General features: G+C 72.5%; 20 protein-coding genes. 9 read left to right on the top strand and 11 right to left on the bottom strand.

Annotation, left to right across the window (positions count from 1 at the left end):
* Nucleotides 1-223 precede the first annotated feature (223 nt).
* Nucleotides 224-1,129 carry an SGNH/GDSL hydrolase family protein gene (locus OG357_RS27335; RefSeq protein WP_329623672.1) on the top strand — a complete coding sequence of 302 codons (906 nt, stop codon included), beginning with the start codon at nucleotides 224-226 and terminating at the stop codon, nucleotides 1,127-1,129.
* Between the two features lie 58 nt (nucleotides 1,130-1,187).
* On the opposite strand, the gene OG357_RS27330 is transcribed toward OG357_RS27335, so the two are convergent.
* Nucleotides 1,188-3,659, bottom strand: a complete 2,472-nt coding sequence (locus OG357_RS27330) for a glycoside hydrolase family 3 protein (protein WP_329623671.1) — start codon at nucleotides 3,657-3,659, stop codon at nucleotides 1,188-1,190.
* A gap of 140 nt (nucleotides 3,660-3,799) precedes the next feature.
* Here OG357_RS27330 and OG357_RS27325 point away from each other — a divergent pair, with 140 nt between their 5' ends.
* The gene (locus OG357_RS27325; protein WP_329623670.1) at nucleotides 3,800-4,375 is read left to right on the top strand and encodes a TetR/AcrR family transcriptional regulator; all 576 of its coding nucleotides are present in this window, start codon (nucleotides 3,800-3,802) and stop codon (nucleotides 4,373-4,375) included.
* A 231-nt stretch (nucleotides 4,376-4,606) separates the two neighbouring features.
* On the opposite strand, the gene OG357_RS27320 is transcribed toward OG357_RS27325, so the two are convergent.
* The gene (locus OG357_RS27320) at nucleotides 4,607-5,404 is read right to left on the bottom strand and encodes an NAD(P)-dependent oxidoreductase (RefSeq protein WP_329623669.1); all 798 of its coding nucleotides are present in this window, start codon (nucleotides 5,402-5,404) and stop codon (nucleotides 4,607-4,609) included.
* A gap of 59 nt (nucleotides 5,405-5,463) precedes the next feature.
* Between OG357_RS27320 and OG357_RS27315 the strand changes: the two genes are divergently transcribed.
* Entirely contained in the window at nucleotides 5,464-6,405 is a 942-nt protein-coding gene (locus OG357_RS27315; RefSeq protein WP_329623668.1) for a LysR family transcriptional regulator, read from the top strand.
* Nucleotides 6,406-6,412: 7 nt separating this feature from the next.
* Entirely contained in the window at nucleotides 6,413-7,126 is a 714-nt protein-coding gene (locus tag OG357_RS27310; protein ID WP_329623667.1) for a carbon-nitrogen hydrolase family protein, read from the top strand.
* A gap of 114 nt (nucleotides 7,127-7,240) precedes the next feature.
* Here the strand turns inward: OG357_RS27310 and OG357_RS27305 are convergent, their stop codons facing one another.
* The 5 genes from OG357_RS27305 to OG357_RS27285 all read right to left on the bottom strand — a co-directional run bounded on the left by OG357_RS27305 (nucleotide 7,241) and on the right by OG357_RS27285 (nucleotide 11,856).
* A complete protein-coding gene (locus OG357_RS27305) occupies nucleotides 7,241-8,299 on the bottom strand; it encodes an RNA-guided endonuclease InsQ/TnpB family protein (protein WP_329623666.1) in 1,059 nt (352 codons plus the stop codon).
* Nucleotides 8,300-8,597: 298 nt separating this feature from the next.
* Complete coding sequence (locus tag OG357_RS27300; protein WP_329623665.1) at nucleotides 8,598-9,413, bottom strand: pectate lyase; 816 nt, start codon at nucleotides 9,411-9,413, stop codon at nucleotides 8,598-8,600.
* 12 nt (nucleotides 9,414-9,425) lie between these two features.
* Nucleotides 9,426-10,265 carry an EI24 domain-containing protein gene (locus OG357_RS27295; protein WP_329623664.1) on the bottom strand — a complete coding sequence of 280 codons (840 nt, stop codon included), beginning with the start codon at nucleotides 10,263-10,265 and terminating at the stop codon, nucleotides 9,426-9,428.
* 85 nt (nucleotides 10,266-10,350) lie between these two features.
* Nucleotides 10,351-10,773 (bottom strand): organic hydroperoxide resistance protein, encoded by a 423-nt coding sequence (locus OG357_RS27290; protein ID WP_317594708.1) that lies wholly within the window; start codon nucleotides 10,771-10,773, stop codon nucleotides 10,351-10,353.
* 63 nt (nucleotides 10,774-10,836) lie between these two features.
* Nucleotides 10,837-11,856: an NADP-dependent oxidoreductase gene (locus tag OG357_RS27285; RefSeq protein WP_329623663.1), complete on the bottom strand. Its 1,020-nt coding sequence runs from the start codon at nucleotides 11,854-11,856 to the stop codon at nucleotides 10,837-10,839.
* 106 nt (nucleotides 11,857-11,962) lie between these two features.
* Here OG357_RS27285 and OG357_RS27280 point away from each other — a divergent pair, with 106 nt between their 5' ends.
* Nucleotides 11,963-12,403, top strand: coding sequence for a MarR family winged helix-turn-helix transcriptional regulator (locus OG357_RS27280; protein ID WP_317594711.1), 441 nt, complete (start codon nucleotides 11,963-11,965; stop codon nucleotides 12,401-12,403).
* A gap of 25 nt (nucleotides 12,404-12,428) precedes the next feature.
* Here the strand turns inward: OG357_RS27280 and OG357_RS27275 are convergent, their stop codons facing one another.
* Nucleotides 12,429-13,307, bottom strand: coding sequence for an SCO2400 family protein (locus tag OG357_RS27275; RefSeq protein WP_329623662.1), 879 nt, complete (start codon nucleotides 13,305-13,307; stop codon nucleotides 12,429-12,431).
* Nucleotides 13,308-13,783: 476 nt separating this feature from the next.
* Here OG357_RS27275 and OG357_RS27270 point away from each other — a divergent pair, with 476 nt between their 5' ends.
* The 4 genes from OG357_RS27270 to OG357_RS27255 all read left to right on the top strand — a co-directional run bounded on the left by OG357_RS27270 (nucleotide 13,784) and on the right by OG357_RS27255 (nucleotide 19,370).
* On the top strand, nucleotides 13,784-14,845 hold the full coding sequence (locus tag OG357_RS27270) for a rod shape-determining protein (protein ID WP_329623661.1): 1,062 nt from the start codon (nucleotides 13,784-13,786) through the stop codon (nucleotides 14,843-14,845).
* 61 nt (nucleotides 14,846-14,906) lie between these two features.
* Nucleotides 14,907-16,619 (top strand): GAF domain-containing sensor histidine kinase, encoded by a 1,713-nt coding sequence (locus tag OG357_RS27265; RefSeq protein WP_329623660.1) that lies wholly within the window; start codon nucleotides 14,907-14,909, stop codon nucleotides 16,617-16,619.
* 59 nt (nucleotides 16,620-16,678) lie between these two features.
* Nucleotides 16,679-17,863, top strand: coding sequence for an MFS transporter (locus tag OG357_RS27260; protein WP_329625708.1), 1,185 nt, complete (start codon nucleotides 16,679-16,681; stop codon nucleotides 17,861-17,863).
* Nucleotides 17,864-17,924: 61 nt separating this feature from the next.
* A complete protein-coding gene (locus OG357_RS27255) occupies nucleotides 17,925-19,370 on the top strand; it encodes an acyl-CoA synthetase (protein ID WP_329623659.1) in 1,446 nt (481 codons plus the stop codon).
* 76 nt (nucleotides 19,371-19,446) lie between these two features.
* Here the strand turns inward: OG357_RS27255 and OG357_RS27250 are convergent, their stop codons facing one another.
* From OG357_RS27250 to OG357_RS27240, 3 genes are all read right to left on the bottom strand, one after another.
* Nucleotides 19,447-23,145 carry a S8 family serine peptidase gene (locus tag OG357_RS27250; protein WP_329623658.1) on the bottom strand — a complete coding sequence of 1,233 codons (3,699 nt, stop codon included), beginning with the start codon at nucleotides 23,143-23,145 and terminating at the stop codon, nucleotides 19,447-19,449.
* Nucleotides 23,146-23,309: 164 nt separating this feature from the next.
* Nucleotides 23,310-24,572, bottom strand: coding sequence for an MFS transporter (locus tag OG357_RS27245; protein ID WP_329623657.1), 1,263 nt, complete (start codon nucleotides 24,570-24,572; stop codon nucleotides 23,310-23,312).
* The gene (locus OG357_RS27240) at nucleotides 24,569-25,015 is read right to left on the bottom strand and encodes a GNAT family N-acetyltransferase (protein WP_329623656.1); all 447 of its coding nucleotides are present in this window, start codon (nucleotides 25,013-25,015) and stop codon (nucleotides 24,569-24,571) included. Before OG357_RS27240 ends, OG357_RS27245 begins: the two co-directional genes overlap by 4 nt.
* Nucleotides 25,016-25,046 lie beyond the last annotated feature (31 nt).

Genomic DNA, 25,046 nt, shown 5'->3' with positions numbered 1-25,046 from the left:
GCGGCCTCAGTTAACAGCATCCGGGAGTAAAACGTCGCAAACCCTCAAAAAGGGGACAGCATGTGACGTGAGGTAATTTACCGGAGCCCGTCGGCGAAGGCGCCTCTGGTTCGACGGGGGAAAAGCTACCGTGCCGCACCGTCATCGGTGTGACGTACGGTCGGTCCGGGAGCCGGTGGACACGAACCTTTCACCCGGCAGGACGCCGAAGGAGGGGCCGAGGATGCGCGGTCGACGCACATTCCGTACCGCACGCCGTGTCACTTTCCGTGCCACGGCGGCGCTGTTGTGCGCGGGGGTGCTCTTCGGCTGTACGGCCGGGGGACCTGACGCGGCGGCTCCGGTTCCGGCCCGGACCACTCCGAAGCCCACGCCGAGTCCGACGTCCCTCTGGGACGTCTCCCCCGGCTCCGTCGCCGCCGTCGGCGATTCCGTCACCCGCGCCTTCGACGCCTGCGCGGTCCTCGCCGACTGCCCCGAGGTGTCCTGGGCGACCGGGACGGACAGGGCCGTCAACAGCCTGGCGCTGCGGCTGCTCGGGCCGGAGAAGGTGGCCGCCCGCAGCTGGAACCTGGCGCGGACGGGTGCGCGGATGGCGGAGCTGCCGGAGCAGATGGCGGGGGCGGCGGCCGAGAGTCCGGAGCTCGTGACGGTGATGATGGGCGCCAACGACGCCTGCCGGCCCACGCCGGAACTCATGACCCCGGTGGCCGACTTCCGCTTCTCCTTCGAGACGGCGCTCGCCCGGCTGCGGGCGGGCGCGCCGAAGGCGCAGGTGTACGTGTCGAGCGTGCCGGACCTGAAGCACCTGTGGTCGACGGGGCGGCTGAGCCCGGCGGGTCTGAAGGTGTGGAAGCTGGGGATCTGCGGCTCGATGCTGGCCGACGCGGAGGACCTGGGTCCGGCGGCGGAGCGGCGGCGGACGGCGGTGCGGGAGCGGGTGGTGGCGTACAACAGGGTCCTGGAGGAGGTCTGCGCCGAGGACGAGCGCTGCCGGTACGACGGCGGGGCGGTCTTCGGTTTCCGTTTCGGCGGTGGGCAGTTGAGCCCGTGGGACTGGTTCCATCCGAGCAGGGACGGCCAGGCGCGGCTCGCGGAGCTCGCGTACCGGCGGATCACGAAGGAGTGAGGGGCCCCGGGACGGTTGTCAGGTTCCGTCCCGGGGCCCGGTCGTGGGGATCGCGCGGTCAGATCTCCAGGGTGGCGGTCAGGCGCGCGTCCGTGAGGGAGTGCGCGGCCACGACCTCGTACATGCCGGGGACGAACGCCCAGTCGTTCTTCTCCTCGTCCCAGATCTCGAAGGCGCGGCGGGGCAGCGCGATCTCGGTCTCGACGGTCTCGCCGGGTGCGGCCTCGACGCTCGCGAAGGCGGCCAGCCAGCGCACCGGACGGTCGTGGGTCGCGCTCTGCGCGCCCATCGGCACAGTGGCGGCGGGCGCCAGGTAGATCTGGACGACCTCGCGGCCGGTGCGGTCGCCGGTGTTGGTGAGCCGGACGGTGACCGTCTCGGGGGCGGCGGTCAGGGAGTCGTACGACCAGGTGGTGTAGCCGAGGCCGTGGCCGAAGGCGTACGCGGGGACGGCGCCGGACTTGTCCCAGGCGCGGTAGCCGATGAAGACGCCCTCGGTGTAGTCGAGTACGCCCTCGGTGGGCGTGACCTCGGTGACGGGGACGTCGGCGAGGGCGGCGGGCCAGGTGGTGGGGAGGCGGCCGCCGGGCTCCTCGGCGCCGGTGAGGACGTCGGCGAGGGCGTCGCCGCCCTCCTGGCCGGGGAACCAGCTGAGCAGGATCGCGGCCACGTCCTCGCGCCACGGCATCTCGACCGGGGAGCCGGCGTTGACGACGACGACGGTGTTCGGGTTGGCGGCGGCGACGGCCCGTACGAGGTCGTCCTGGCGGCCGGGGAGGGCGAGGTCCTTGCGGTCGAAGCCCTCGGACTCGACGCGCTCGGTGGTGGCGACGACCACGACGGCGGTGTCGGCGGCGCGGGCGGCCTCGACGGCTTCGGTGATCAGTTCGTCGGGGTCACGGCGCGGACCGAGGTGGACGAAGGAGAACATGACGGCCGACAGCGGGGCCGCGAACTCCTTGCTCAGGGTGTGACGCAGGGAGACCTCGACGGTCTCGCCCGCGGTGAGGGCGACCTTGGCGCGCTCGACCGGGGAGCCGAAGAAGGCCTCGAAGGGGTCGCTCTCGGGGCCCATCACCTGGACGCCGTCGAAGACGGTGACGCCGCCGACCGCGAGGGTGAAGGCGCCGAGGCCGCGGGTGCCGAAGGCGTGCTCACCGGACTCGCGCGGGGTGAAGGTGCCGAGGACCTCGATGGAGGCGAGCTCCTCGTGGGTGACACCGGCGGGCAGGTCGTCGCCGATCCACTGGACCTGGCCGTTGGGCAGGGAGCCCTCGCCGAGGACCCGGCCCTCGGAGTCACGGCAGCGCGCGCGGAGGGTGAAGCCCTGATCGGCGGGGGCGAGTTCGTCGCTGGGGTCGGCGCCGATGGTGAAGGTGAGCGCGCCGTCGGGCAGGGCGGCGGTGAGGCCGGCGAGCGGGGAGACGATGTGCTCGGGGAAGACCTGGGCGGAGCCGCCGCCGAGGACGCGGGCGTCGCGGGCGGCGGCGCCGGAGAGAGCGACGGCGCCGCTCCTGAGGGGCAGGGCGTCGTTCTCGTTGCGGACGAGGACGAAGCCGCGGCGGGCGATCTCGCGGGCGAGGGCGTCGCCGTCGATGGCGGCCGGGTGCTCGGTGACGGCCGCGGGGGCGCCTTCGAGGGCGCCGACGCGGGCGGCGAGCCGCAGGACGTTGCGTACGGCCGCGTCGACGGTGGACTCCTCGACCTCGCCGGCGCGGACGGCGGCGGCGAGGGCCTCGCCGTAGACGGTGACGGGGCCGGGCATGGCGACGTCGAGGCCGCCCTCGATGTCGCCGGTGGTGGAGCGGGCGGCCATCCAGTCGGAGACGTTGTAGCCGTCGAAGCCCCACTCGCCGCGCAGGACCTCGTTGACGAGGTAGCGGTGTTCGGTCATCGTCACGCCGTTGACCTGGTTGTAGGCGGTCATGATGCCCCAGGGGTGGGCGTTCTTGACGATGGCCTCGAAGGGGGCGAGGTAGACCTCGCGGAGGGGGCGGGCGGCGATCTTGTTGTCGACGGTGAAGCGGTCGGTCTCGGCGTCGTTGCCGACGAAGTGCTTGACCGTGGTGCCGACGCCGCCGTCCTGGACGCCCTGGACGTAGCCGGTGCCGATCTCGCCGGTAAGGTACGGGTCCTCGCTGTACGCCTCGAAGTGGCGGCCGCCGAGCGGCGTGCGGTGCAGGTTGACGGTGGGCGCGAGGAGGACGTGGACGCCCTTGCGGCGGGCCTCCTGTGCGAGGAGGCGGCCGGCGCGGCGGGCGAGCGCGGGGTCCCAGGCGGCGGCGAGCGCGGTCGGGGACGGCAGGGCGACGGACGGGTCGTCGGCGGTCCAGCGGACGCCGCGGACGCCGATGGGGCCGTCGGACATGACCAGGGAGCTCAGCCCGATCTCCGGCAGCGCGGGCAGGGACCACATGTCCTGGCCGGCGAGCAGCCGGGCCTTGGTGTCCAGGTCGAGCTTGGCGAGCGCCGCTTCGACGGCCGCCTCCCTGGTGGTCTCCGCGCTGGTGCCCGTGGTCGTCTGCGCCATGGCCGTACCTCCTCGTTGACGTACCCCGATGGCCCCATCGTGCACCCACTTACCTGTAGATCGGTAGGTGACGTTACCATTCCGTTATTTTAGGCGAGGCGGTACGGTCTCGGGAAGACGTCAGGAGAGGGGCCGAGGCGATGGTGCGGGCCAGGAGCGAGGAGCGGCGCGCGGAGATCCTGCGCGCCGCCCTCGAAGTGATCGCCGAGCGCGGCTACCGGGGCGCCACCCTCGGCTCCGTCGCCGAACGCGTCGGGCTGACCCAGCAGGGGCTGCTCCACTACTTCCCGACGAAGGAGGCGCTGCTCATCGCGGTCCTGGAGGAGCGCGACCGCTGGGACACGAGCGGCGGCCGGGACCGCGAGAACTGGCGGCTCGACCTCATGGAGTCGCTCGTCGAGTACAACGCGATGCGGCCGGGGATCGTGCAGACCTTCTCCGCGCTGCTCGGCGAGAGCGTCACGGACGGGCATCCGGCGCGGGAGTTCTTCACCGAGCGGTACGGGCAGGTGCGGGCGAGCATGGCGGACGTGCTGCGCCTGGAGTTCGGCGAGCGGCTGCCGAGCGGGCTCACCCCCGAGGAGGCGGCGCCGATCCTGACGGCGGTGGTGGACGGGCTCCAGTACCAGTGGCTGCTCGACCCGGCCGCGGTGGACATGCCGACCGCTTTCCGGGACTTCCTGCGGCTGCTGCGGGGGGACGACCCCCAGGCCTGAGGCGGAGGTTCGGGTGCGGAGGTTCGGGTGCGGGGGTTCGGGTGCGGGGCCGACGGGATTTGAACCCGCGAGACTCGGCCGCCAGGTCCGGCGACCGGCCGCTCTCCCCGGGCGTGAGGACCTCCACCACCCGGCTCCGCAATCGACCGTGCTCTGCCACGGCCCCGCACCCTTGCGGGACCGCGCGATCCCGCATGCACCGGAGTGTAGAGGCCCAACACCGGTCGCCCGCTAGCGGATTACGGCCGCCAGGTCCTGGTCGCGCAGGGCCGGGTCCGACGTCAGAGCCGCGTGAACGGCCTCCAGGACCGGCAGCTTCGCCGCCGCCGTCGCCAGGGCGACGTCCTTCGCGGCGAGCGCGACCGGGAAGTGCACGCCCGTGGCGGTGGCGCGGCCGACGGCGCCGGCCAACGGGCCCGCGGCGAGGGTGCGCAGCGCGAGTTCCCGGGGCAGACCGAGGGAGCCGGCGAGGGCGAGGGCCTCGCCGACGAGGGCGACTCCGCCGATCACGGCGTTGATGAGGACCAGCTTGAGGGCGGCGCCAGTGCCGGGGCCGCCGCACGGCGTGGTCTCGCCGAGCAGGTCGAGGACGCCGGCGACAGGTGCGGTGTCACCTCCCGCGAGGATGATCAGCTCCCCGGCGGCCGCCCGGTCCACGCTGCCCATGACGGGCGCGTCGATCAGGGTGACCCCCTCGGGGAGCCGGGCGGTCAGCGCGCGGACGGTGTCCGGGCCGACGGTCGACGTGTCGATCCAGTGGGTGCCGGGGCGCAGCGCCGGGATCAGCTCGTCGGCGACGGCGAGCGCGGCGGCCGGGTCGGCGAGCATCGTGAGGACGACATCGGCGTCACGGACAGCCTCGGCGGGGCTCGCGGCGCGGACGGCCCCGTCGGCGACGAGGGCGTCGGCCTTGGCGGCCGTGCGGTTCCAGACGGTCAGAGGGTGTCCGGCGTCGAGGAGGCGGCGGGCCATCGGCAGGCCCATGGATCCGAGGCCGAGGAAGGCGATCTTCTGGTGCGTGGTGTCCATGCGTTCGACGCTAGGGGGGGCCGCAGATATGCGACAAGCGAATGTCTCGCATGGGCTCCATGCAGAATGAGCATGTGAACGGTCATGTCCTGTACGAGGTCTTTCTCGCCGTCGCCCGCGAGGGTTCCTTCACCGCCGCCGCCCGCGTCCTCGGCTACACCCAGTCCGCGGTCTCCCGCCAGGTCCAGTCCCTGGAGGACGAGACGGGCGCGGCGCTGTTCGAGCGGCTGCCGCGCGGGGTGCGGCTGACCGAGGCGGGCCGGGTGCTGCTGCCGCACGCCGAGGCGGTACGGGACCGGCTGGTCGCGGCCCGGGCCGAACTGGAGGCGCTGCGCACCCTGGAGGGCGGACTCCTCCGGCTCGGCTCCTTCTCCAGCGCCAACGCGGCGCTCGTCCCCCGCGCGCAGGCCGCGTTCCGCACCCGGCATCCGGGCGTGGCCGTCACCCGCACCGAGGGCCCGTCGGTGAAGCACCTGGCGCTGCTCGCCGCGGGTGAGCAGGACCTGGCGGTGGTCAGCCCGGCCCTCGCCACTCCCCCGCCGGAGGGTGTGACGCTCCATCACCTCCTCGACGAGCCGATGCTGGTGGCCCTGGAGCGCGGCCATCCGCACGCCGGACGGCGGGCGGTGCGGCTTGCCGAGCTCGCCGACGAGGAGTGGATCGTCGGTGCCGAGCGCCTGGAGGACACCCTCTTCCGGCCGGCCGTCGCCGCCGGGTTCCGGCCGCGCACCGGGCTGATGGCGCACGACTGGATCGCCAAGCTCGGGGCGGTCGCCGCGGGTCTGGGCATCACCCTCGTACCGGCGCTCGCGGCGGCGGCCGTACGGCGGGACGTCACGCTCGTCACGATCCACCCGGACGACGTCCCGTACCGCAGGATCTGCGCCGTCACCCCACCGGTCCCGACCGTGGCGGCGACGGCCTTTCTGGGGCAGCTGCGAGAGACGGCGGAGGCGCTGCGGGGCTCCCGGGGGTTCCCGCGCGGCGGGCGGGCGGGATGATGGGGGCATGATCGTCGCAGCCACCCAGTTCGCCCCGGTCGCCGGGGACATCGACGCCAACGTCCGTACGATCGCCGGGCTCGTCCGGGCCGCCGGGGCGGAGGGGGCCCGGGTGGTCGTCTTCGCCGAGCTCTGTCTGAGCGGGTACGAGCCGTCCCTGATCCGGGACACCCCGGGGCTCGTCCTCACCGAGGACGACCCGCGCCTCGAACCCGTACGGGAGGCCTGCCGGGAGGTCTCGGCGGCGGCCGTGGTCAACGGGCCTGTGCGAACGGCCGGTTCCAAGCCCGGGCTCAGTACGCTCGTGATCGGCCCTGACGGTTCGCTCCTCGCCCGCTACGACAAGCTCCACCTGCACGGCTTCGAGCACGAGGTCTTCGAGCAGGGCACCGCCGACGGGCGGTTCACGCTCGACGGGATCCGGTTCGCCCTGGCCACCTGCTACGACAACCGCTTCCCCGAGCTCGCCGAGCGGGCGGTGGCCGACGACTGCTCGGTGTACCTGGCGAGTTCGGTTCTGTCCGTCGGCAACGACTCGCTCGAGAAGGTGTACCCGGTACGGGCCCGGGACTTCGGTCTGTACGTGGTCCTCGGCAATGTCCTCGGGTCCAACGAGGACGGGGTGGGCATCGGCGGGGCCGGGGCCTGGGGCCCGGACGGCGAGCGGATCGCCGACGCGGGCGGGTCGGAACCGGGGTACGTACTCGCCGAGGCCGGCTGAGCACGAGGAAACCGGGCGGCCGTTGATCCGTGGTGCGGGGCGCTCAGGCCCAGCGCGTACGCACCGGAGCCGCTGCAGTAGGACCACGTACCGGTATCGACTTCCGCTCCCCCCCTAAAGGGCGGGGATTCCTGCCACGGTCGGCCGACCGTCTCGGTGGGTTCCTGCTTCGCCGCGCTGTGCCGGTACGCGTACCGGTCTTACCTGCGCTCGACAGGCTGACACCGCCAGTCCGAAGGTCCGACCGTACAGGGCGGCCTTGTACTCCAGCATCGTCACGAACGCAGCCCAGCCCGCGTCGTGCACGGACTTGGCCAGACGCGTACGGGCGAGCCCATTCACCACCAGGTCCTCCACGGCCACCGCTTGGTTCTCGCGGATGACCTTCGTGGAGAGCTGGTGGTGGAACTCGCGCCGCGCGTCGGCCACCCGCGCATGCGCGCGGGCGACCTTGACTCTGGCCTTGTCCGGGTTGTTCGAGCCCTTCGCCTTACGGCTCAGGCTCCGCTGGGCCTTCTTGAGCTTCTTCTCCGCCCGCCGAAGAAACCGCGGAGCGTCGGCCTTCGTACCGTCCGAGAGGACCGCGAAGTGCCCGAGCCCCAGGTCGATACCGACGACCGGTTCCACCTCCGGCAGCGAGGCCGGATCGGTCACCACCACGAACGACGCGAAGTATCGCCCGGCCGCGTCCTTGATCACCGTCACCGTGGACGGCGCCGACGGCAGTGCACGGGACCACTTGACCCGCACGTCCCCGACCTTCGGGAGCGACAGATCCCCGCCAGGAGTGATCTTCCACTTCGCGTTCGCGGTGAACCGGACAGCCTGCCGACTGTCCTTCCGGCTCTTGAACCGGGGTGCGCCCATTCGCGGGCGCTTACCCTTGAGGCCGTCGAAAAAGCTCCGGTACGCGGTATCCAGGTCCCGCAACGACTGCTGCAGGACGACGGCCGAGACCTCGCCGAGCCAGGACCGTTCGGCGGTCCTCTTCGCTTCGGTGATCAGCAGCTTCGACAAGTCCCCGGCGCTCGGGAACGGTGCTGCCTCGGCCCGGGCGGTCTCACGTGCACGTAGTGCGTCGTTGTAGACCACCCGCGCGCACCCGAAAGCACGGGCCAGCGCAGCACGCTGAGGCCCATTCGGGTAGAGGCGGAAGGAGTACCGGAGCTGCATGACGATCACCGTATGATCACCGCCCCACGATCCGACACCGGAACATTCGTTCCAGTTGTCACCGTGCGTTCGGCTCTTCCACATACTGTCCAGCCTGCGACTCAGAGCACTCCTCAGGATCGCTTCATCACTCGCTGCGGCACCGGGTGGCCGACCGGAAGATGCACCACGCCCTGATCGCGGCGGGCTCGCCTTCTACCGGGACTGGTGGGCCGCGCGTCCCGAACTGCACCCGGTCCTCGAAGGCTGAGGCGCCTTCGGCGTCCGGGACGCCTGAGGACCGGGTGCTCCCTCCGGGTCAGTCGTAGGAGAGGTCTCCGGCGGCGTAGCGGCAGGTGGTGCCGTCGGGGCCCGTGCCGATCTCCTTCGGCTCCTTGCCGGTGTCGTTGCCGGTGAAGCGGGTGCACGGCTTGATCTTCTTCTTGGTGTCGCCGTGGACCCGGACGTTCCGCAGGCTCGCGGTGTCGCCGTAGTTGGCGTTCACGCCGACGATCGACTTGCCGGGCGTGGTGATGTCGACGTCGTTGATCAGGATCGTGCGGGGGTACTGCTTCTTGCAGTTGCCGCAGGAGCGGACCAGCTTGCCGAAGTCGGAGACCTGGAACTTGTTCACGACCAGCTTGCCCGCGCCGTTGAACTGGAAGACCTTGTCGGACGCGCCCTTCGCGCCGCCGCCGTGGACCGCGTACACCGCCGTCTTCGCGGTGCCCTTGAAGGTGGCGGCGTCCTCGCCGACGTTCTCCCACCAGACGTTCTGGAGGGTGCAGCTGCCGAGGCAGTGAACCCCGTCGGCGGCGGGGGTGCCGATGATCACGTTCTTGAGGGTCGCGCCGTCCTTGAGGACGAAGAGCGGCTGCTGGCTCTCGCTCTGCCCGTCGGAGCCGAGCTCACCGGTGCCGGAGAAGCGCGTGAGCTTGCCGTCGTAGGTACCCGAGACCTCGATGGTCGTGGCGACCGGCTTGCTGCCCTTGGCCTGCGGCCAGGCGGCCGCCGTCGCCGCGCCCGCGGGGGCGAGCAGGGTGGTGGTGACGATCGCCGCGCCGGTGATGCCGAGGGCGCTCAGGCCGCCGACGACCGCGCGGCGGCGACCTGTCTTCCGCTTGTGTGACGTCATGGTGCTCTTTCCTCAGTGGGGGAAGTGGTGCACCCCCTGGTCGCCACCGGAGGACGGAAGGTTGCCGCGTTCTTGATCGTTTTCCTGGGAGTCGCCGTCCCGGCCCTCGCCGGCCGTCTCGCCGCGCAGGTCACGGGCCATGAGGGTGGCTCCGGCGACGGCTCCCGGCATCAGGAAGACCGCGACGAACGGCACCAGGAAGGCGAGGGTCAGCGGCACGCCGAAGCCCAGGGTGACCATGCGGCGGCCGCGCAGCAGCGCGAGACGTTCCTTGAGCTCGACACCCCGGCGCTGGAGGGCGACGGACGCGAGCTCCTGGGTGAGGAAGAAGCCGGAGACGCAGAAACCGAGGACGGGGACGACCGTCTGGCCGATCACCGGGATGAAACCGCAGGCGAAGAGCAGGATGCCGTAGAACGCGACCCGCAGCAGGACCCGCAGGCTGTCGCGGGCCGAGATCCACAGCTCACGCCAGAGCGGCAGCCCGGATTCGGGCACGTCGCCGCCCTCGCTGCGGTCGACCTCCTCCGAGAGGGACTCGTAGAAGGGCTGGCCGACGAGCAGGGTCACGGCGGTGAAGGTGATGACCGCGAGGAACAGCCCGAAGGCGAAGACGAGGCCGGTGACCGTGCCCCGGAAGATCCCGCGCCAGGGCGAGCTCCAGTCGTCGGCGAACGGCGTCACCCAGGCCGCCAGGTCGTCGGCTCCGTAGCCGAGGCCGACGAGCGCTCCCACGTAGAGCACGAGGGTCACGAGACCGGGCAACAGCCCGAATCCGAACCACCGTCCGTGCCGGCCGACCCACTTCTGGCCCTGTACCAGATATCTGAAACCCACCCCGAGATCACGCATGGGAGTCACCCTACTGAGGAGCGCGGTGAGGGCCGCACCCCGGTCGGTCGGGGTGCGGCCCTCACTCAGTGTGCGGGTCCGAAGCTCAGACGGCGAGCTCTACGGTGATGTTGCCGCGGGTCGCCTTCGAGTACGGGCAGACCTGGTGGGCCTTCTCGATGAGGCTCTTGGCGGTCTCGGCGTCCACGTTCGGGATGGTCGCCGAGATCTTGACGATGATGCCGAAGCCGTCGTCGTTCTTGCCGATGCCCACCTCGGCGGTGACCGTCGAGCCCGAGATGTCGGCGCTCTCGTTGCGGGCGACGACGCCCAGCGCGCCCTGGAAGCAGGCGCTGTAGCCGGCCGCGAAGAGCTGCTCGGGGTTGGTGCCGGCGCCGGAGCCGCCCATGGCCTTGGGCGGGTTGACGACGACGTCGAGCTGACCGTCGTCGGTGGCGACCCGGCCGTCCCGGCCGTTCTCGGCGGTGGCGACGGCGGTGTAGAGAACGTCGGAGTGCTGTATGGACATGCTGGTCGTTCCTTCGTCAGTTCGCCGCGACTCGCGCCCACGATCGCGACGGCTGAGGGAAGACTAGCGGTTCACCGAGACGATCATCTTTCCGGTGTTGTCCCCGCGCAGCAGTCCGAGGAAGGCGTCCACGCCGTTCTCGATGCCGTCGACGAAGGTCTCGCGGTGCTTCAGCTCGCCGGAGCCGAGCCAGCCGCCGACCTCCTGGACGAACTGGTTCTGCAGGCCGTAGTGGTCGCCGACGAGGACGCCCTGGAGGCGCAGCCGCTTGCCGATGATCATCGCCATGTTGCGCGGGCCCGCGACCGGCTCCGTGTCGTTGTACTGGGCGATCATGCCGCAGATGGTGGCGCGGCCGTGCACGTTGAGCGAGGAGATGGCGGCTTCGAGGTGGTCCCCGCCGACGTTGTCGAAGTAGACGTCGATGCCGTCCGGGGCGGCCTCGCGGAGCTGGTCCTTGACCGGGCCGTTCTTGTAGTTGAAGGCCGCGTCGAAGCCGAGCTCCTCGACGAGGAACTTCACCTTCTCGTCGGAGCCCGCGGAGCCGATGACCCGGGAGGCGCCCTTGAGCCGCGCCATCTGGCCGACCTGGCTGCCGACGGCCCCGGCCGCGCCGGACACGAAGACGGCGTCGCCCTCCTTGAAGGAGGCGACATCGAACAGTCCCGCGTAGGCCGTGAGGCCGGTCATGCCGAGCACGCCCAGGTAGGCGGAGAGGGGGGCGAGCGCCGGGTCGACCTTGGTCGCGTGCTGCGCGGGGACGTCCGCATACTCGCGCCAGCCCAGGCCGTGCAGGACGTGGTCGCCGACGGCGAAGCCCTCCGCGTTGGACGCGACGATCTCGCCGACCGCGCCCCCGTCCATGGGGTGGTCGAGCTTGAACGGCGGGATGTACGACTTCACGTCGTTCATCCGGCCGCGCATGTACGGGTCGACGGAGAAGTGCAGGTTGCGCACGAGGATGCGGCCCTCTGCGGGCTCGGCGACCGGGGTCTCGCGCAGGGCGAAGTCCGCGGCGGTCGGCCAGCCGTGCGGACGGGCGACGAGGTGCCACTCACGGCTGGACGCGGGAAGAACGGACATGAGCACGGCCTCCAGATAAAGCTTCAGAACACAAATGATTCACTGACTGAAACAACCATGCGCCTTGATATTTCATGTTGTCAAGTATCCGGGTAGGATGAAGCCCATGGCCACCTCACGCACGGACCCCCTGACCCTCGAAGTCGTCGAGCTGATCGGCACGGTCGTGGCGCGCTACTACGAGGAGTACGAGCAGGCGGCCGCTCAGCACTCGCTGACCGGCGCGCAGGCCCGGGTCCTCGGGCTGCTCTCGCTCGACCCGCTGCCGATGCGGCGGATCGCCCAGAAGCTGAAGTGCGAGCCGTCCAACATCACGGGGATAGTCGACCGCCTGGAGGCCCGCGGCCTGGTCGAGCGCCGGCCCGACCCGGACGACCGGCGGGTCAAGCTGGCCGTCCCCACGGACGAGGGCCGGGACACCGCCCGGCGGCTGCGCGAGTCACTGGACTTCGCCCGCGAGCCCCTCGGCGAGCTGACCGAGGTCGAGCGGACCCTCCTGCGGGACCTGCTGAAGCGGATGCTCGGCGAGGACGCGGTCCAGGTCTGAGAGGCGACAGGGGCTCCGCGCGCCCTCAGACGCAGAACCAGAGGAAGCGGGTGCATTCCTCCGTCGGGGTCGGGGTCGGTGTGGGGCTCGCGGGCGGCGCCGCCGTCACCGTCCCGGAGGGTGAGCCGCTCGGGGTGGGCCCGGTGCCCGTGGGCGTCGCCGTCGGCGTGCCCGAGGGGGTCGGCGTGCCGGGCTGCGTGACGTCGGGCGTGGCGGACGGGGAAGCCGTGCGGGTGGGCGTCGGCGATTCGGCCGGGTCGCCCCCGGGCCCCTCCCCCGTACCGGAACCGGATCCCGAGCCCGTACCGGAGCCTGAACCGGAGCCGGATCCCGTACCCGAGCCGGATCCCGAGCCCGAGCCTGAGCCGGACCCCGAGCCCGCACCCGTGCCCGACCCCGTGTCCACCTGGTGCTCGCGGGTGGGCGCGTTCGTGCTCGGGGCGTCCGTGACCGGGGACGGGCCGGAGCCGTCCGGCGGCGCGGCGCTCTCGGTGGTCTCGGCAGGGGTGGGCGGCGACGAGGTCTCGACGATCTCCTGCTCCTGCACGGCCGTGGCCGCGCCGCTCGCCTCCGGCTCCTCCATGGCCAGCTGCACCACGCCCAGCGTCCCGGCCGCGAGGACCAGGCCCACCGTCCCCAGGAGGGCCGTACGCCCCCGGCGCGCCCGCGCCCGTCTGCTCCCGCGCGACGCGGACCGGCCCCGCGCGGCGGTACGGGCGGCGCGGCGGCCACCCGTGGCGGGCCGCGGCGGCTCGACGACGTCCAGTTCGTAGACGTACTCGGGCTCGGCGGGCGGAACGGGTACGTGGGGGGTCTCGTACCGCAGTTCCTCGACGGGGGTCCCGCACCCGGCACAGGCGAGGGCCCCGTTGAGATGCCGCCGGCACGCGTGGCAGTAGTCCATGGGGCCCGCAGGCTATGCGGCGCGATGCGGCGGCAGGTAGGCGCGGAAGTGAGGATCCTGTGAGGAAACCGCAGGTCGTCGGCGGTGCGTCGTGATTCTCCCGCTTCGGTCAGGATCGTCTCGGGCCGCACCGGGGCCCCTTCCGATGTCCGTCCGGCGCTCGTCCGGAGCCCTTCCTGCGCTCGTCCGGGTGCCTTCCGAGGCCCGTCCGAGTGCCTTCCGGCGTCCGTCCGGGTGCCTTCCTGAGCCCGTCCGGGTGCCTTCCGCGCCGTGCCGCCGCCACCGCCGCCGTCCCCCGGGTGGCCCCGGGCGGCTCAGCCCAGCGCGCGCCGGGCCCGGGGCGGTCGCACGATGCGAACTAGGACCTGTCCGGTCGACCAGGGCGCGGCCCCGGCCATGGTCGGCCGGACAGGTCCTGGGACCGCGCAACGCGAAACACCTCGCCCGTGCCAGCACCGCATTCCGGAGGATCCGCCGTGACCGTCAGCCTTGAGCAACTGCGCCGTTGCCATGTCGCCGTCGACCTGGGGGCCGCGCGCACCCGGGTCTTCGTCAAGGGCGCCGGACTCGTCGTCGACGAGCCCAGCGTCGCCGCCGTCAACACCCGTACAGGAGCGCTGATCGCCGTCGGCGCGCTGGCCGAGAAGATGACGGGCCGCACCCCCGACTACATCCGGGTCGTCCGCCCCGTCTCCGGCGGCACGGTCGTCGACATCGAGATGGCCCAGCGGATGCTCCGCCACCTCCTGGGCGAGAAGCTGCGCCGCCAGCTCCGCCGCAAGCCGCGGCTGCGCGCGGCGGCCTGCACGCCCCACGACAGCGACCCCCTCGCGCAGCGCGCCGCCGTGGAGACCCTCGTCGGTCTCGGGGCGCGCCGGGTCGAGCTGGTCGACACCCTGATCGCCGCGGCCGTGGGCTGCGGCCTCCCGGTCGAGCAGCCGACCGCGACCATGATCCTGGTGTGCGGCGCGGCGACCACGCAGGTCGCGGTGCTCTCCCTCGGCTCGATCGTGACGGCCGAGCGGATGCCGATCGGCGGCGACGCCATCGACCACGCCGTCATCCAGCACCTGCGCCACCACCACGAGCTGATGCTGCCGAGCCAGTCGGTGCGCCCGCTCCAGCTCGCCCTCAGCGGCAACGGCCTGACGCCGCACGGTCCGGCCTCCACGGAGATCCACGGCCGGGACGTCGCCACGGGCCTGGCCCGCTCGGTGACCGTCGACACCGCCGCCGTACGGGAGGCGATCCACACCCCGCTGACGGCGGTCCTCGACGGCATCGGGAAGGTGCTCCGCGACTGCCCGCCGGATCTGGTGGCCGACCTCGCGGACCGCGGGATCATGATGGTCGGCGGCAGCGCCCTGCTGCCGGGCCTCGACCAGATGCTGCGCGAGGCGACCGGCATGCCGGTGCACATCGCCGAACGGCCCGACGTGTGCGCGGTCCTGGGCCTCGGCGCGATGCTGGAGGGCAAGGTCCAGCCGATGATCCTCGACCCGCTGTCGGTGCGCGACCCGCTCGCCGACGACGCCTGAGCCCTCGGACGATCCCTCGGACGATCCCTCGAAATCGCCCGATTCGTACGATGATGAGACCATGACGATCATGGACGAAGCCGAGCACGAGGACGTGGGCGGTGCGGACCAGGGCAGCGTGTACCAGGACGGTGTGGACGAGGACGGCGCCCGCCTGCCCTTGCTGCTCGAAGCGGTCCTCAGTGTCGGGACGGATCTCGAACTCCACGCCACCCTCCAGCACCTCGTGGACTCGGCGACCGAGCTGACGGGGGCCCGCTACGGCGCGCTCGGGGTCGTCGACCCCGAGCGCAACCGGCTCACCGAGCTCTTCACCACCGGCATGACCGACGAGGAGCGGCAGCGCGTCGGCCGCCTCCCCGACGGTCACACCGGTCTGCTCGGCGTCCTGGCCCGGGACCCGCGGCCGCTGCGGATCGACGACCTGACGGCCGATCCGCGCTCGTCCGGAGTCCCCGAGGGCCACCCGGAGATGCGTTCGTTCCTCGGCGTCCCGATCCGGGTGCACACCCAGGTCTTCGGCGATCTGTACCTCACCGAGAAACGGAAGGGCACCTTCACCGAGCAGGACCTCGCCCTCCTCCGGGTCCTCGCCTCCCAGGCCGGGATCGCCATCGGCAACGCCCGTCTGTACGAGACGACCCGGCAGCGCGAGCGCTGGATCGAGGGCGCGGCGGCCGTGACCACCGCCCTCCTCACCGGCGAGTCCGCCGAGAACGCCCTGATGACCGTCGCCGAACAGGCCCGGATCCTCGCCGACGCCTCGGCCGGTGTGGTCCTCCAGCCCACCCCGGAGGGCGGGATGGAGATCGTCGCCGCCTCCACCAACGACGACCCCGGCGATCTGGTCGGCACGACGATCGCGCCCGGCTCCCCCGTCCTCGTCCAGCTCCTCGGCGGGGAGCCCGTCTTCGTGGAGGACTCGGCGACGGATCCCCGGATGACCACCCATGTCCGGTCCCGTTTCGGCCCGTCGATGATGCTGCCGCTCCAGAGCGGCGGGAAGCTCATCGGCACCCTCGCTCTCCCCCGGCGGCGCGGCGGCTCGCCGTATACGGCGGTGGACCGCCTGCTGGCCTCGCAGTTCGCCTCGCAGGCGGCGCTCGCGCTGGTCCTCGCGGGCGCCCGGCACGACCGGGAGCGGCTGGCGGTGTACGAGGACCGGGACCGGATCGCGCGGGACCTGCACGACCTGGTCGTCCAGCGGCTGTTCGCCACGGAGATGATGCTGGAGTCGACCCGCCGGCGGGCCCTCGGCGCGTCGGGAGCCGGCGGCCCCGGCCCAGGCTCCACCCCCGACTCCGACTCCGACTCCGACTCCGACTCCGACTCCGACGAGAGCCTGCTTCTCGGCCGGGCCGTGGACGAGCTGGACTCGACGATCCAGGAGGTCCGGACGACCATCTTCGCGCTCCAGCAGCCCCCGGCGGACGCACCGGCCTCCTTCCGCGGCCGGGTGCTGCGCGAGACCGGCGGGGCGGCGGCCCTGCTCGGCTTCCAGCCGTCCGTGCACTTCTCGGGCGCGGTCGACACGCTCGTGGAGGACGCGGAGGCCGGGAAGCTCCTCGCCACCCTGCGCGGGGCGCTCGCGGCGGCGCACCGGAGGTCCGGGATCAGCGCGATCACGGTCGAGGTGACGGCCGGCGGTGACGGCGTACGGCTCCGCGTCGAGGACGACGGGATCCCGCCGACCACGGTCGTCTGGCCCGCGGCGGTGTCCGGGCTGCCCCGTACGGAGCAGCCCGGCGCGCCGCGTCCCCCGGCCGGATCTTGACTGGAGGCGTGGACACCGAGACCAAGACCCCGCCCGCGGCGGCCTACCGCAATCTGGTGATGGCCACCATCGGCTTCACGCTCACCTTCTGGGCGTGGGACCTGATCGCGCCGATCGCCAGTTGGTACGGCGAACGGCTCGAGCTCAGCTCCTTCCAGCAGTCGCTGCTCGTGGCGGTGCCCGTCCTGGTCGGCTCGGTCGGTCGCATCCCGGCGGGCGCCCTGACCGACAAGTACGGCGCGAAACTGATGTTCCCGGTGGTCTCGGCGCTGACGATCATCCCCGTCCTGCTCCTCATCGTCGCCAAGGACAGCTACGCCCTGATGCTGGCCGTCGGCTTCCTCCTCGGCCTGGGCGGCACGACCTTCGCCATCGGCATCCCGCTGGTCAACTCCTGGTTCCCGCCGGCCAAGCGCGGTCTCGCGCTCGGTGTGTTCGGCATGGGCATGGGCGGTGTGGCGCTCTCCGGCTACTTCACGCCCCGGATCGCCGAGCACGGCGAGAACCTCCCCTTCATCGTGGTGGCGATCGCGCTCGCCGTGTACGCGGTGCTGGCCGCGCTCCTCATCACCGACCGCCCCGACCGCCCCGTGCCGACCGCCTCCCTCGCGACCCGGCTCGGCTCGGCGGGGCGGCTGCGGGTGACGTGGGAGCTGTCCGCGCTGTACGCGATCGGCTTCGGCGGCATCGTCGCGTTCGGCGTCTACCTGCCGACGTACCTGAAGACCTGGTACGAGCTCGACCCGACGGACGCGGGCACCAAGGCCGCCGGTTTCGCCCTGGTCACCGTCGTTTTCCGGCCGATCGGCGGCTGGCTCTCGGACCGGGTGCACCCGGCGATCGTGACGTCCGCCGCGCTCGGCGTGGTCGCCCTCTTCGCGATCGTCCAGGCTTTCGACCCGCCGCTGAACCCGGGCGGCACGATCGCCCTGCTCGGCATGGCAGCCGGTCTCGGCACGGCGAGCGGGTCCGTCTTCGCCCTGGTCTCCCAGGTCACACCGCAGGCCCAGGTCGGCAGTGTCACCGGCATCGTCGGCGCGATGGGCGGCCTCGGCGGCTTCGTGCCGCCGCTGGTGATGGGCGCGATCTACAGCGCGAAGGACTCGTACTCGATCGGCTTCATGCTCCTCTCCGACCTGGCGCTCGCGGGCTGTGTGTACGCGTACGGGCGGATGCGCGGGATCCGGCCCGGCGGGGCCGAGCCGGAGCCCGAGACGGCGAAGATCACAGCCCGGCGGCCCTGACGGGCGGGCAGAATTCTCCCGGCAACCCTCGATCTCGACATCGACCCGAGGAGTACGACCGGTGAGTGCGCTCTTCCCCGCCCTGGCGGTTCCGTCCGACCGGCCCGCGCTGCGCTGCGGCACGGACACGCTGACCTACGCCGGACTGGCCCGCGCCGCCGGTTCCCTCGCGGTACGGATCGGGGGCGCGGACCGGGTCGCCGTCTGGGCCACGCCGAGCGCGCACACGGCGGTCGCGGTGGTGGCCGCCCTGCTCGCGGGCGTGCCCGCCGTACCGCTCAATCCGCGCACGGGCGAGCGGGAGCTGGCGCACATCCTCGGCGACAGCGCGCCGGGCGCGGTGCTCGCGGGTCCGGGGGACGTGCTGCCGGCCGGGCTCGCCGCGCTCCCCCGGATCGACGTGGAGCTCACCGCGACCACGGGGCCCGCGGTGTCCGAACCGGACGACGCCGAGTCCCCCGCGCTCATCGTCTACACCTCCGGCACCACGGGTCCCCCGAAGGGGGTCGTGCTCTCCCGGCGGGCGATATCCGCCTCCCTCGACGCGCTGGCCGAGGCCTGGGGCTGGACGGCGGACGACGTCCTCGTGCACGCGCTGCCGCTGTTCCACGTCCACGGCCTGATCCTCGGGATCCTGGGCCCGCTGAGGCGGGGCGGCGAGGTCCGGCACCTGGGCGCGTTCTCGGTGGAGGGCGTGGCGAAGGAGCTGAGGGACGGCGGCACGATGCTGTTCGGCGTACCGACGATGTACCACCGGGTCGCGGACGCCCTCGGCGAGGACGCCCGGCTCGCGGAGGCGCTGGCGGGGGCGCGGCTCCTCGTCTCGGGTTCGGCGGCGCTGCCGGTCCACGACCACGAGCGGATCACGGCGGCGACGGGCCGGACGGTCGTCGAGCGGTACGGGATGACCGAGACGCTCATGAACACGAGTGTGCGGCCGGGCGGCGAGCCCCGGCCGGGAACGGTCGGGACCCCGCTCGCGGGCGTCGGCCTGCGGCTGGTGGACGAGGACGGTTCCGTGCTCGGCGGGTACGACGCGGAGACGGTCGGCGAGGTACAGGTCCGCGGCCCGAACCTCTTCTCCGGCTATCTGAACCGGCCGGACGCGACGGCGGCGGCCTTCGACGGCGACTGGTTCCGCACGGGCGACATGGCGGTCCGCGAGACGGACGGCGCGGTGCGCCTCGTGGGCCGCAAGGCGACCGATCTGATCAAGAGCGGCGGCTACAAGATCGGGGCGGGCGAGATAGAGAACGCGCTCCTCGACCACCCCGGCGTGCGGGAGGCGGCCGTCACGGGCGAGCCGGACCCGGACCTGGGCGAGCGGATCGTGGCGTGGGTGGTGCCGGCGGACACCGGGAAGCCGCCGACGGAATCGGATCTCGCGGACCACGTGGCGGGGCTGCTCGCCCCGCACAAGCGGCCCCGGGTGGTGCGCTACCTCGACGCGCTCCCCCGCAACGACATGGGCAAGGTCCTGAAGAAGGCGCTCCCGGCGCCTCGTTGACCAGGCGCGTCGCGCACGTGTGAGGCCGGGCCCCGGCTCACCGAGGTCCGGCCTCACACGTCCTGCAAGGTGGTGACTACTTCACGCCGAGCGCGCGGATCAGCTCCTGCGTGACCGTGCCGCCCTGGTCGTCGCTCGCGCCCGCCCGCAGCGAGACGGAGGCCGCCCCGGACGGGATCCGCAGCTCACCGCTCCAGGAAGCGCCGCGCCACGAGGGCTTGAGGGCGACCTTCGTCCAGGTCTTGCCCTCGTCGTAGGAGACGTCCAGGGTGCCGCCGGTGATCGTGCCGGTGCCGGCCGCGCCCTCCACGTACTCCGCGAAGGTCCGGACGGACAGCCGGCTGCCGGCCCGGACGTCGCCGTTGAGGTCGGTGTCCAGGTCGAAGCCGAGGTTGAGCATCGGCAGGTAGGTGATCCGGTCCGACGGGGTCTCGGCCGAGCGGAAGGTCCACTCGCTGTGGCCCTTGGTCGCGAGCCGCCAGCGGGCCGGGTCGAGCGTGGTGTCGGTGACGACCTTGTAGGTCGCCTCCTCGGCCGGGGCGTCCCAGGCGTAGGCGCCGGAGCTCATCTTGCGGTCGACGCGGGTGCCGTTGACGTACACCTCGGTGAACTGGGTCATCGAGTCGTCGTTCCACACGTTGCCGAAGCCGGTGTGGTCGGTGCCCGAGTCGCCCCAGCCGGGGGTGTTGAAGCGCAGGTCGTTGCCGACGCGCTGCTGGCCCCAGCCGAGGCCGGTGCCCAGCCACGGGTGCCAGACGGGGCCGAACCAGTCGAGGTCGACACGGCTGCCGCCCCGGTACGACGGGGTGCCGCCGCGCTCCTCCAGGGAGTCTGCGAGGTCGACGGACTCGTGCCAGCGCTGGCCGGTACCGGTGGAGACGTACTCGGTGCGCTCGACGGGGAAGGCGATCCACTCCTTGAAGCCGAAGCCGATCGGGAAGGTCTCGGTGATCGAGTAGCGGAACTCGCCGCCCAGCTCCGCGCGCTTGGTCGGCGCGTGGAAGGTGGAGCTGATCGTGGCCAGTTCGTCCTCGTCGGGCCGGAAGACCAGGTCCTTGCCGATGGCGCGGGGGTGGCCCTCGGAGAGGTCGTACGTGTACGGGGTGAAGCGGGTGCCGGTCACCTCGACGCGCTTGCCGTGTGCCGCGCCGGCGGCGAGCCGCTGGGCGTCGGCGGTGTTGACGGTGGCGACGGCGAGCGGCCGGTCCTCGTAGTCGGCGGTGCCGAAGTACTTCATCAGCCGGCCGGGCTGGTCGTCGGTGACGAACAGGGCCTTGGCGCCCGCGTCCTGGGCGGTCTGGGCGAGCTGCTTCGGGTCGGCGCCGGCGGTGAGCCGGACGAGGACGGCCTTGCCGGTGGCGTCCTTGCCCGTGTACTCGGCGGGGGTGCCGGTGCCCGCGTCGACGAGGCCGAGGCGGTGGCGGCCTTCGAGGAGGGTTCCGCCGCCCTGCGCGGTGGCGCCGGAGAGCCGGACGCCGTCGACGCTCGCCTCCACCATCGGCTTGCCGAGGCGCCAGACGGTCCGGTACTCGAAGGTGCCGTTCGTGACGGGCGCGGTGGGCGCGGCGAAGAGCGAGTCGTACGTCAACGGGACCTGGACGACGTCCGTGTAGGAGGTCCCGTTCGCCTTGCGGTCGTACTCCATGAGGAGCTGCCGGGTCTCGGTCCGCTTGTCGACCTCGGCGCGGATCTCGCGGAGCTGCCGTCCGTCGAGGGTGATCTCGCGGTCGCGGTCGAGGACGACCTCGGGCGAGGCGAGGAAGCCGAGGCCGAGGGAGTCCTTGCCGTGCGAGCCGCGCACGTCGAGGAAGGTGTCGACGGTGTACGTGCCCGGCTTGAGGCGGAGTTCGACGGTGCCGGACTCGCCGACGGTCGCCGGGAAGGGCTGCGCGCCCTCGGCCAGCTTCTTCATGCCGAGGTACGCGGAGGTGGGGGCGCCGTCGCGGTCCTTGACGTGGACGGTGAGGGTGTAGCGCTCCTCCTCCTTCACCAGGCCGAGCGCGGTGTGCGCGACGGACGTGCCGCCGGCGGTGGCGGTGATCCGGCCGGAGGACTGGCCGACGGGGGCCTTGGTGCCGTCGCCCGTGACGGTGGTGCTCGCGGAGCCGTGGGCGGGGACGGTGAGGGTGGTGTCGGCGAGGGCGGCGACGCCGGCCGGCATGCCCTCGACGGCGAGGTTCAGCTCGACGGGGGTGTCGGAGGAGTTGGTGTAGGTGACGGTCTTGGTGACCGGCTTGCTCTCCTCGTACGGCCAGGAGACGAAGCCGAGGTCGGCGGAGCCGGTGGCGGTGACGTTCGCGGAGATCGCGGCGGCGACGTCGACCCGGCCGGCGCCGAGGGCGTACGAGGAGGCGTCGAGCGTCTTCGACGAGGACATGAGCGCGTTCTTGAGTTGGGCGCCGGTCCAGTCGGGGTGCTGCTCGGCGAGCAGCGCGGCGACGCCGGCGATGTGCGGGGTCGCCATCGACGTACCGCTCATGGAGGTGTAGAGGCCGCTGCCGGTGACGAGCTGGGAGCGGGCGGCGACGATGCCGACGCCGGGGGCCGAGAGGTCGGGCTTGAGGGCCTGGTCGCCGTAGCGGGGGCCCTGGCTCGTGAAGTAGGCGGCGCGGTCGGCGGAGTCGACGGCGCCGATGGTCAGCGCGGAGTCGGCTGCGCCGGGCGAGCCGATGGAGCCGGGGGCTCCCGAGTTTCCGGCGGCGATGACGAAGAGGGCGCCGGTCTCGGCGGTGAGGGTGTTGACGGCCTGGGCCATCGGGTCGGTGCCGTCGCTGGGTTCGCGGGAGCCGAGGCTCATCGAGACGATCTTCGCGTCGATGTCCTTGGCGGCCCACTCCATGCCGGCGATGATCTGCGACTCGGTGCCGGAGCCCTGGTCGCTGAGGACCTTGCCGACGGCGAGGGTGGCGCCGGGGGCGACGCCCTTCTCCTTGCCGTCGGAGCCCGCGCCGCTGCCGCCGACGGTGGAGGCGACGTGCGTGCCGTGGCCGTTGCGGTCGGCGACCTCCTGGCCCTCGATGAAGGACTTGCTCTCGGCGACCCGGCCGCCGAGGTCGGGGTGGGCGAGGTCGGCGCCGGTGTCGAGGACGGCGACCTTGACGCCCTTGCCGGTGAGCCCGGCCTCCCAGGCCTTCGGGGTGCCGATCTGGGCGTTGGAGTCGGCCATGGCGGCCTCGACCTTGCCGTCGAGCCAGACCTTGGCGGGGGCGGTCGCGGCCCGCTGGGTCTTCTGCGCGGTGAAGCCGCGCCAGAAGGCGGCGGGGTCGGTGGCGGTGACGGCCGCGCCGCCGACGCTGGGGAGGGCACGGACGGTCTCGGTCCCGCGTGGGGCCGGGGCGGCGGCCCGGGCGCTCTTGGCTCCGTACGTGACGATCAGCGGCAGTTCGCCGGTGATGCCCTGCTCGACGAGGCCGGTGACGTCGAAGAGGCGGGGGTCGAGCGCACCGGAGGCCACGTAGGGGGCGGCCTCGTCGGGAACGACCGTGACGCGTCCGTCGACGATCTGGCTGCGTATCGCGCCGGTGGCGCCGTCGGCCCGGTCGACGGTGACGGTCTGCTTGCCGCCGCCGAGGTCGGTGAGGGTGACGCGGTCTCCGGTGACGAGGGTGACGGTGGCGGTGGTGCCCGTGCCCTTGGCCCCGGTGAAGGTCGCGGGTACGGGGGTGGTGGTGCCCGGCGCGGCGGCGGTCTGCCCGGCCGAGAGCATCACGAGGGAGATGCCGGCGGCGAACAGCCCGGCTCTCCCTCTGCCGAAGGGGGTGATCCTCGACGTCATCGACGAACTCCTCGCGGACCCGGGGTCGGGGGTGTTTCCGGGTGCCGGGAGGAGTCTTGGCCTCCGGGGCGGGAGTTGACTCCGTTCATTCCTGGCGGTTATGTGCCGTGGCGGTCAACCGCCAGGTCAGGAGGGTGACTTCGGGGTGAAACCCGCCCGGAGCCTCACGGAGTGGGGTTGTTTGCGTCGTACCGGCGGAAACGGCGTCCGTAGAGGGCCAGGACGCCGACGGCGAGGACGCAGGCGATCCCGCCGCCCGTGATGGCGACGGCCGGGGAGGTCAGATCGGCGACGGAGCCCGCGAGGAAGTCCCCGAGCCGGGGCCCGCCCGCGACGACCACGATGAAGACGCCCTGGAGCCGGCCGCGCATCTCGTCGGGCGCGGCGACCTGCATCATCGTGTTCCGGAAGATCATCGAGACGGTGTCGGAGTAGCCGGCGAGGGCGAGCAGGAGCAGCCCGAGCCAGAGGTGCCGGGTCAGCCCGAAGACGGCGATGGCGGTGCCCCAGCAGGCCACGGCGATCAGGATCGCCTGCCCGTGGTGGCGGATCCGGCCCTGCCAGCCGGAGAGGACCCCGCCGAGGAGCGCCCCGAACGCGGGCGCCGCGACGAGGAGTCCGGTGGTCTTCGCGTCCCCGCCGTACCAGAGGACGGCGACGGCCGGGAACAGGGCGCGGGGGTGGGCGAGGATCATCGCGCAGAAGTCTGAGAAGAACGTCATGCGCAGGTTGGGGCGGGTGGCGAGGAAGCGCAGCCCGTCGAGGACGGAGGCCCGCTTGTTCCCCTTCCGCTCCGGGAGCATCGACGGCAGCCGCCACATCGCGTAGAGGCTCGCGGAGAAGGCGAGGGCGTCGACGAGGTACGCCGTCTGGTACCCGGCGACGCCGACGATCAGGCCGCCGAGGCTGGGCCCGACGAGCATGCCGAAGGTCATCACCATCGAGTTGAGGGCGTTGGCGGCGCGCAGCTGCTCGGGCGGCAGGAGCCGGGGGATCATCGAGGTCCGGGCGGGCGAGTTGAGCGCGGCGCACACGGCCTGGAGGGCGACGATCCCGTAGAGGAACCAGACGCGGTGGAAGCCGGCGAACGCGGCGCCCGCGAGGGCGATCGAGAGGACGGCGGAGCCGAGGGCGCTGGCGAGGCCGAGCTTGCGGCGGTCGACGGTGTCGGCGACGGCGCCGCCGTACAGGCCGAAGACGACGAGCGGGACGAGGGAGAAAAGACCGACGAGCCCGACGGAGAAGGGCGAGCGGGTGATCTCGTACACCTGGAGGGAGACGGCGAGGGAGGTCATGCCCTGGCCGACCCAGGAGACGGTGCTCCCGAACCAGAGGCGGCGGTAGTCGGCGGAGGTCCGCAGCGGGGTGAGGTCGGCGAAGACCCGGCGGCGGCTGGTTTCGTCCTGTGGCTTCTCGGTGGTGGTCACGCGACGTCGTACCGCAGCTCGGGGCGGGCCCAGTGGATCCGTCCGGCGGGCGGGAGGACTCCGGTGCGGACGGCGCCGGTGCGCAGGTAGAACTCCTCGGCGGGCGGATGGGCGACGACCCGCACGGCCTGGAGTCCGGCGGCCCTCGCCTCCCCGGCCATGTGCTCCATGAGCAGCCGGCCGATGCCGAGGCCCTGGGCGCTGTCGGCGACGAAGGCGAGGTCGAGCTCGGCCTCGTCGACGAGGAGGGCGTAGAAGCCGAGCACCCGGCCGGTCCCGTCGACGGCGACGAAGACCGGGTGGTGCTCGATGTACGCCCCGCCGACCTGGTACCCCTCCACCATGGCCGCGTAGTCGCCCCGGTAGGCGGCGGAGGTCCGGACGAGCCGGGTGAGCCGCTTGGAGTCGTCGGCGCCGGCGCGCCGGATGGTGATGTCGGGCATGGGGTGAGTATAGGAACGTCGAGCGCGGTGA

It is taken from the genome of Streptomyces sp. NBC_01255 (assembly GCF_036226445.1).
Classification (GTDB): Bacteria; Actinomycetota; Actinomycetes; order Streptomycetales; family Streptomycetaceae; genus Streptomyces.
The sequence above is the reverse complement of the archived record's forward strand: the minus strand, read 5'-3'. Positions and strand labels throughout refer to the sequence as shown.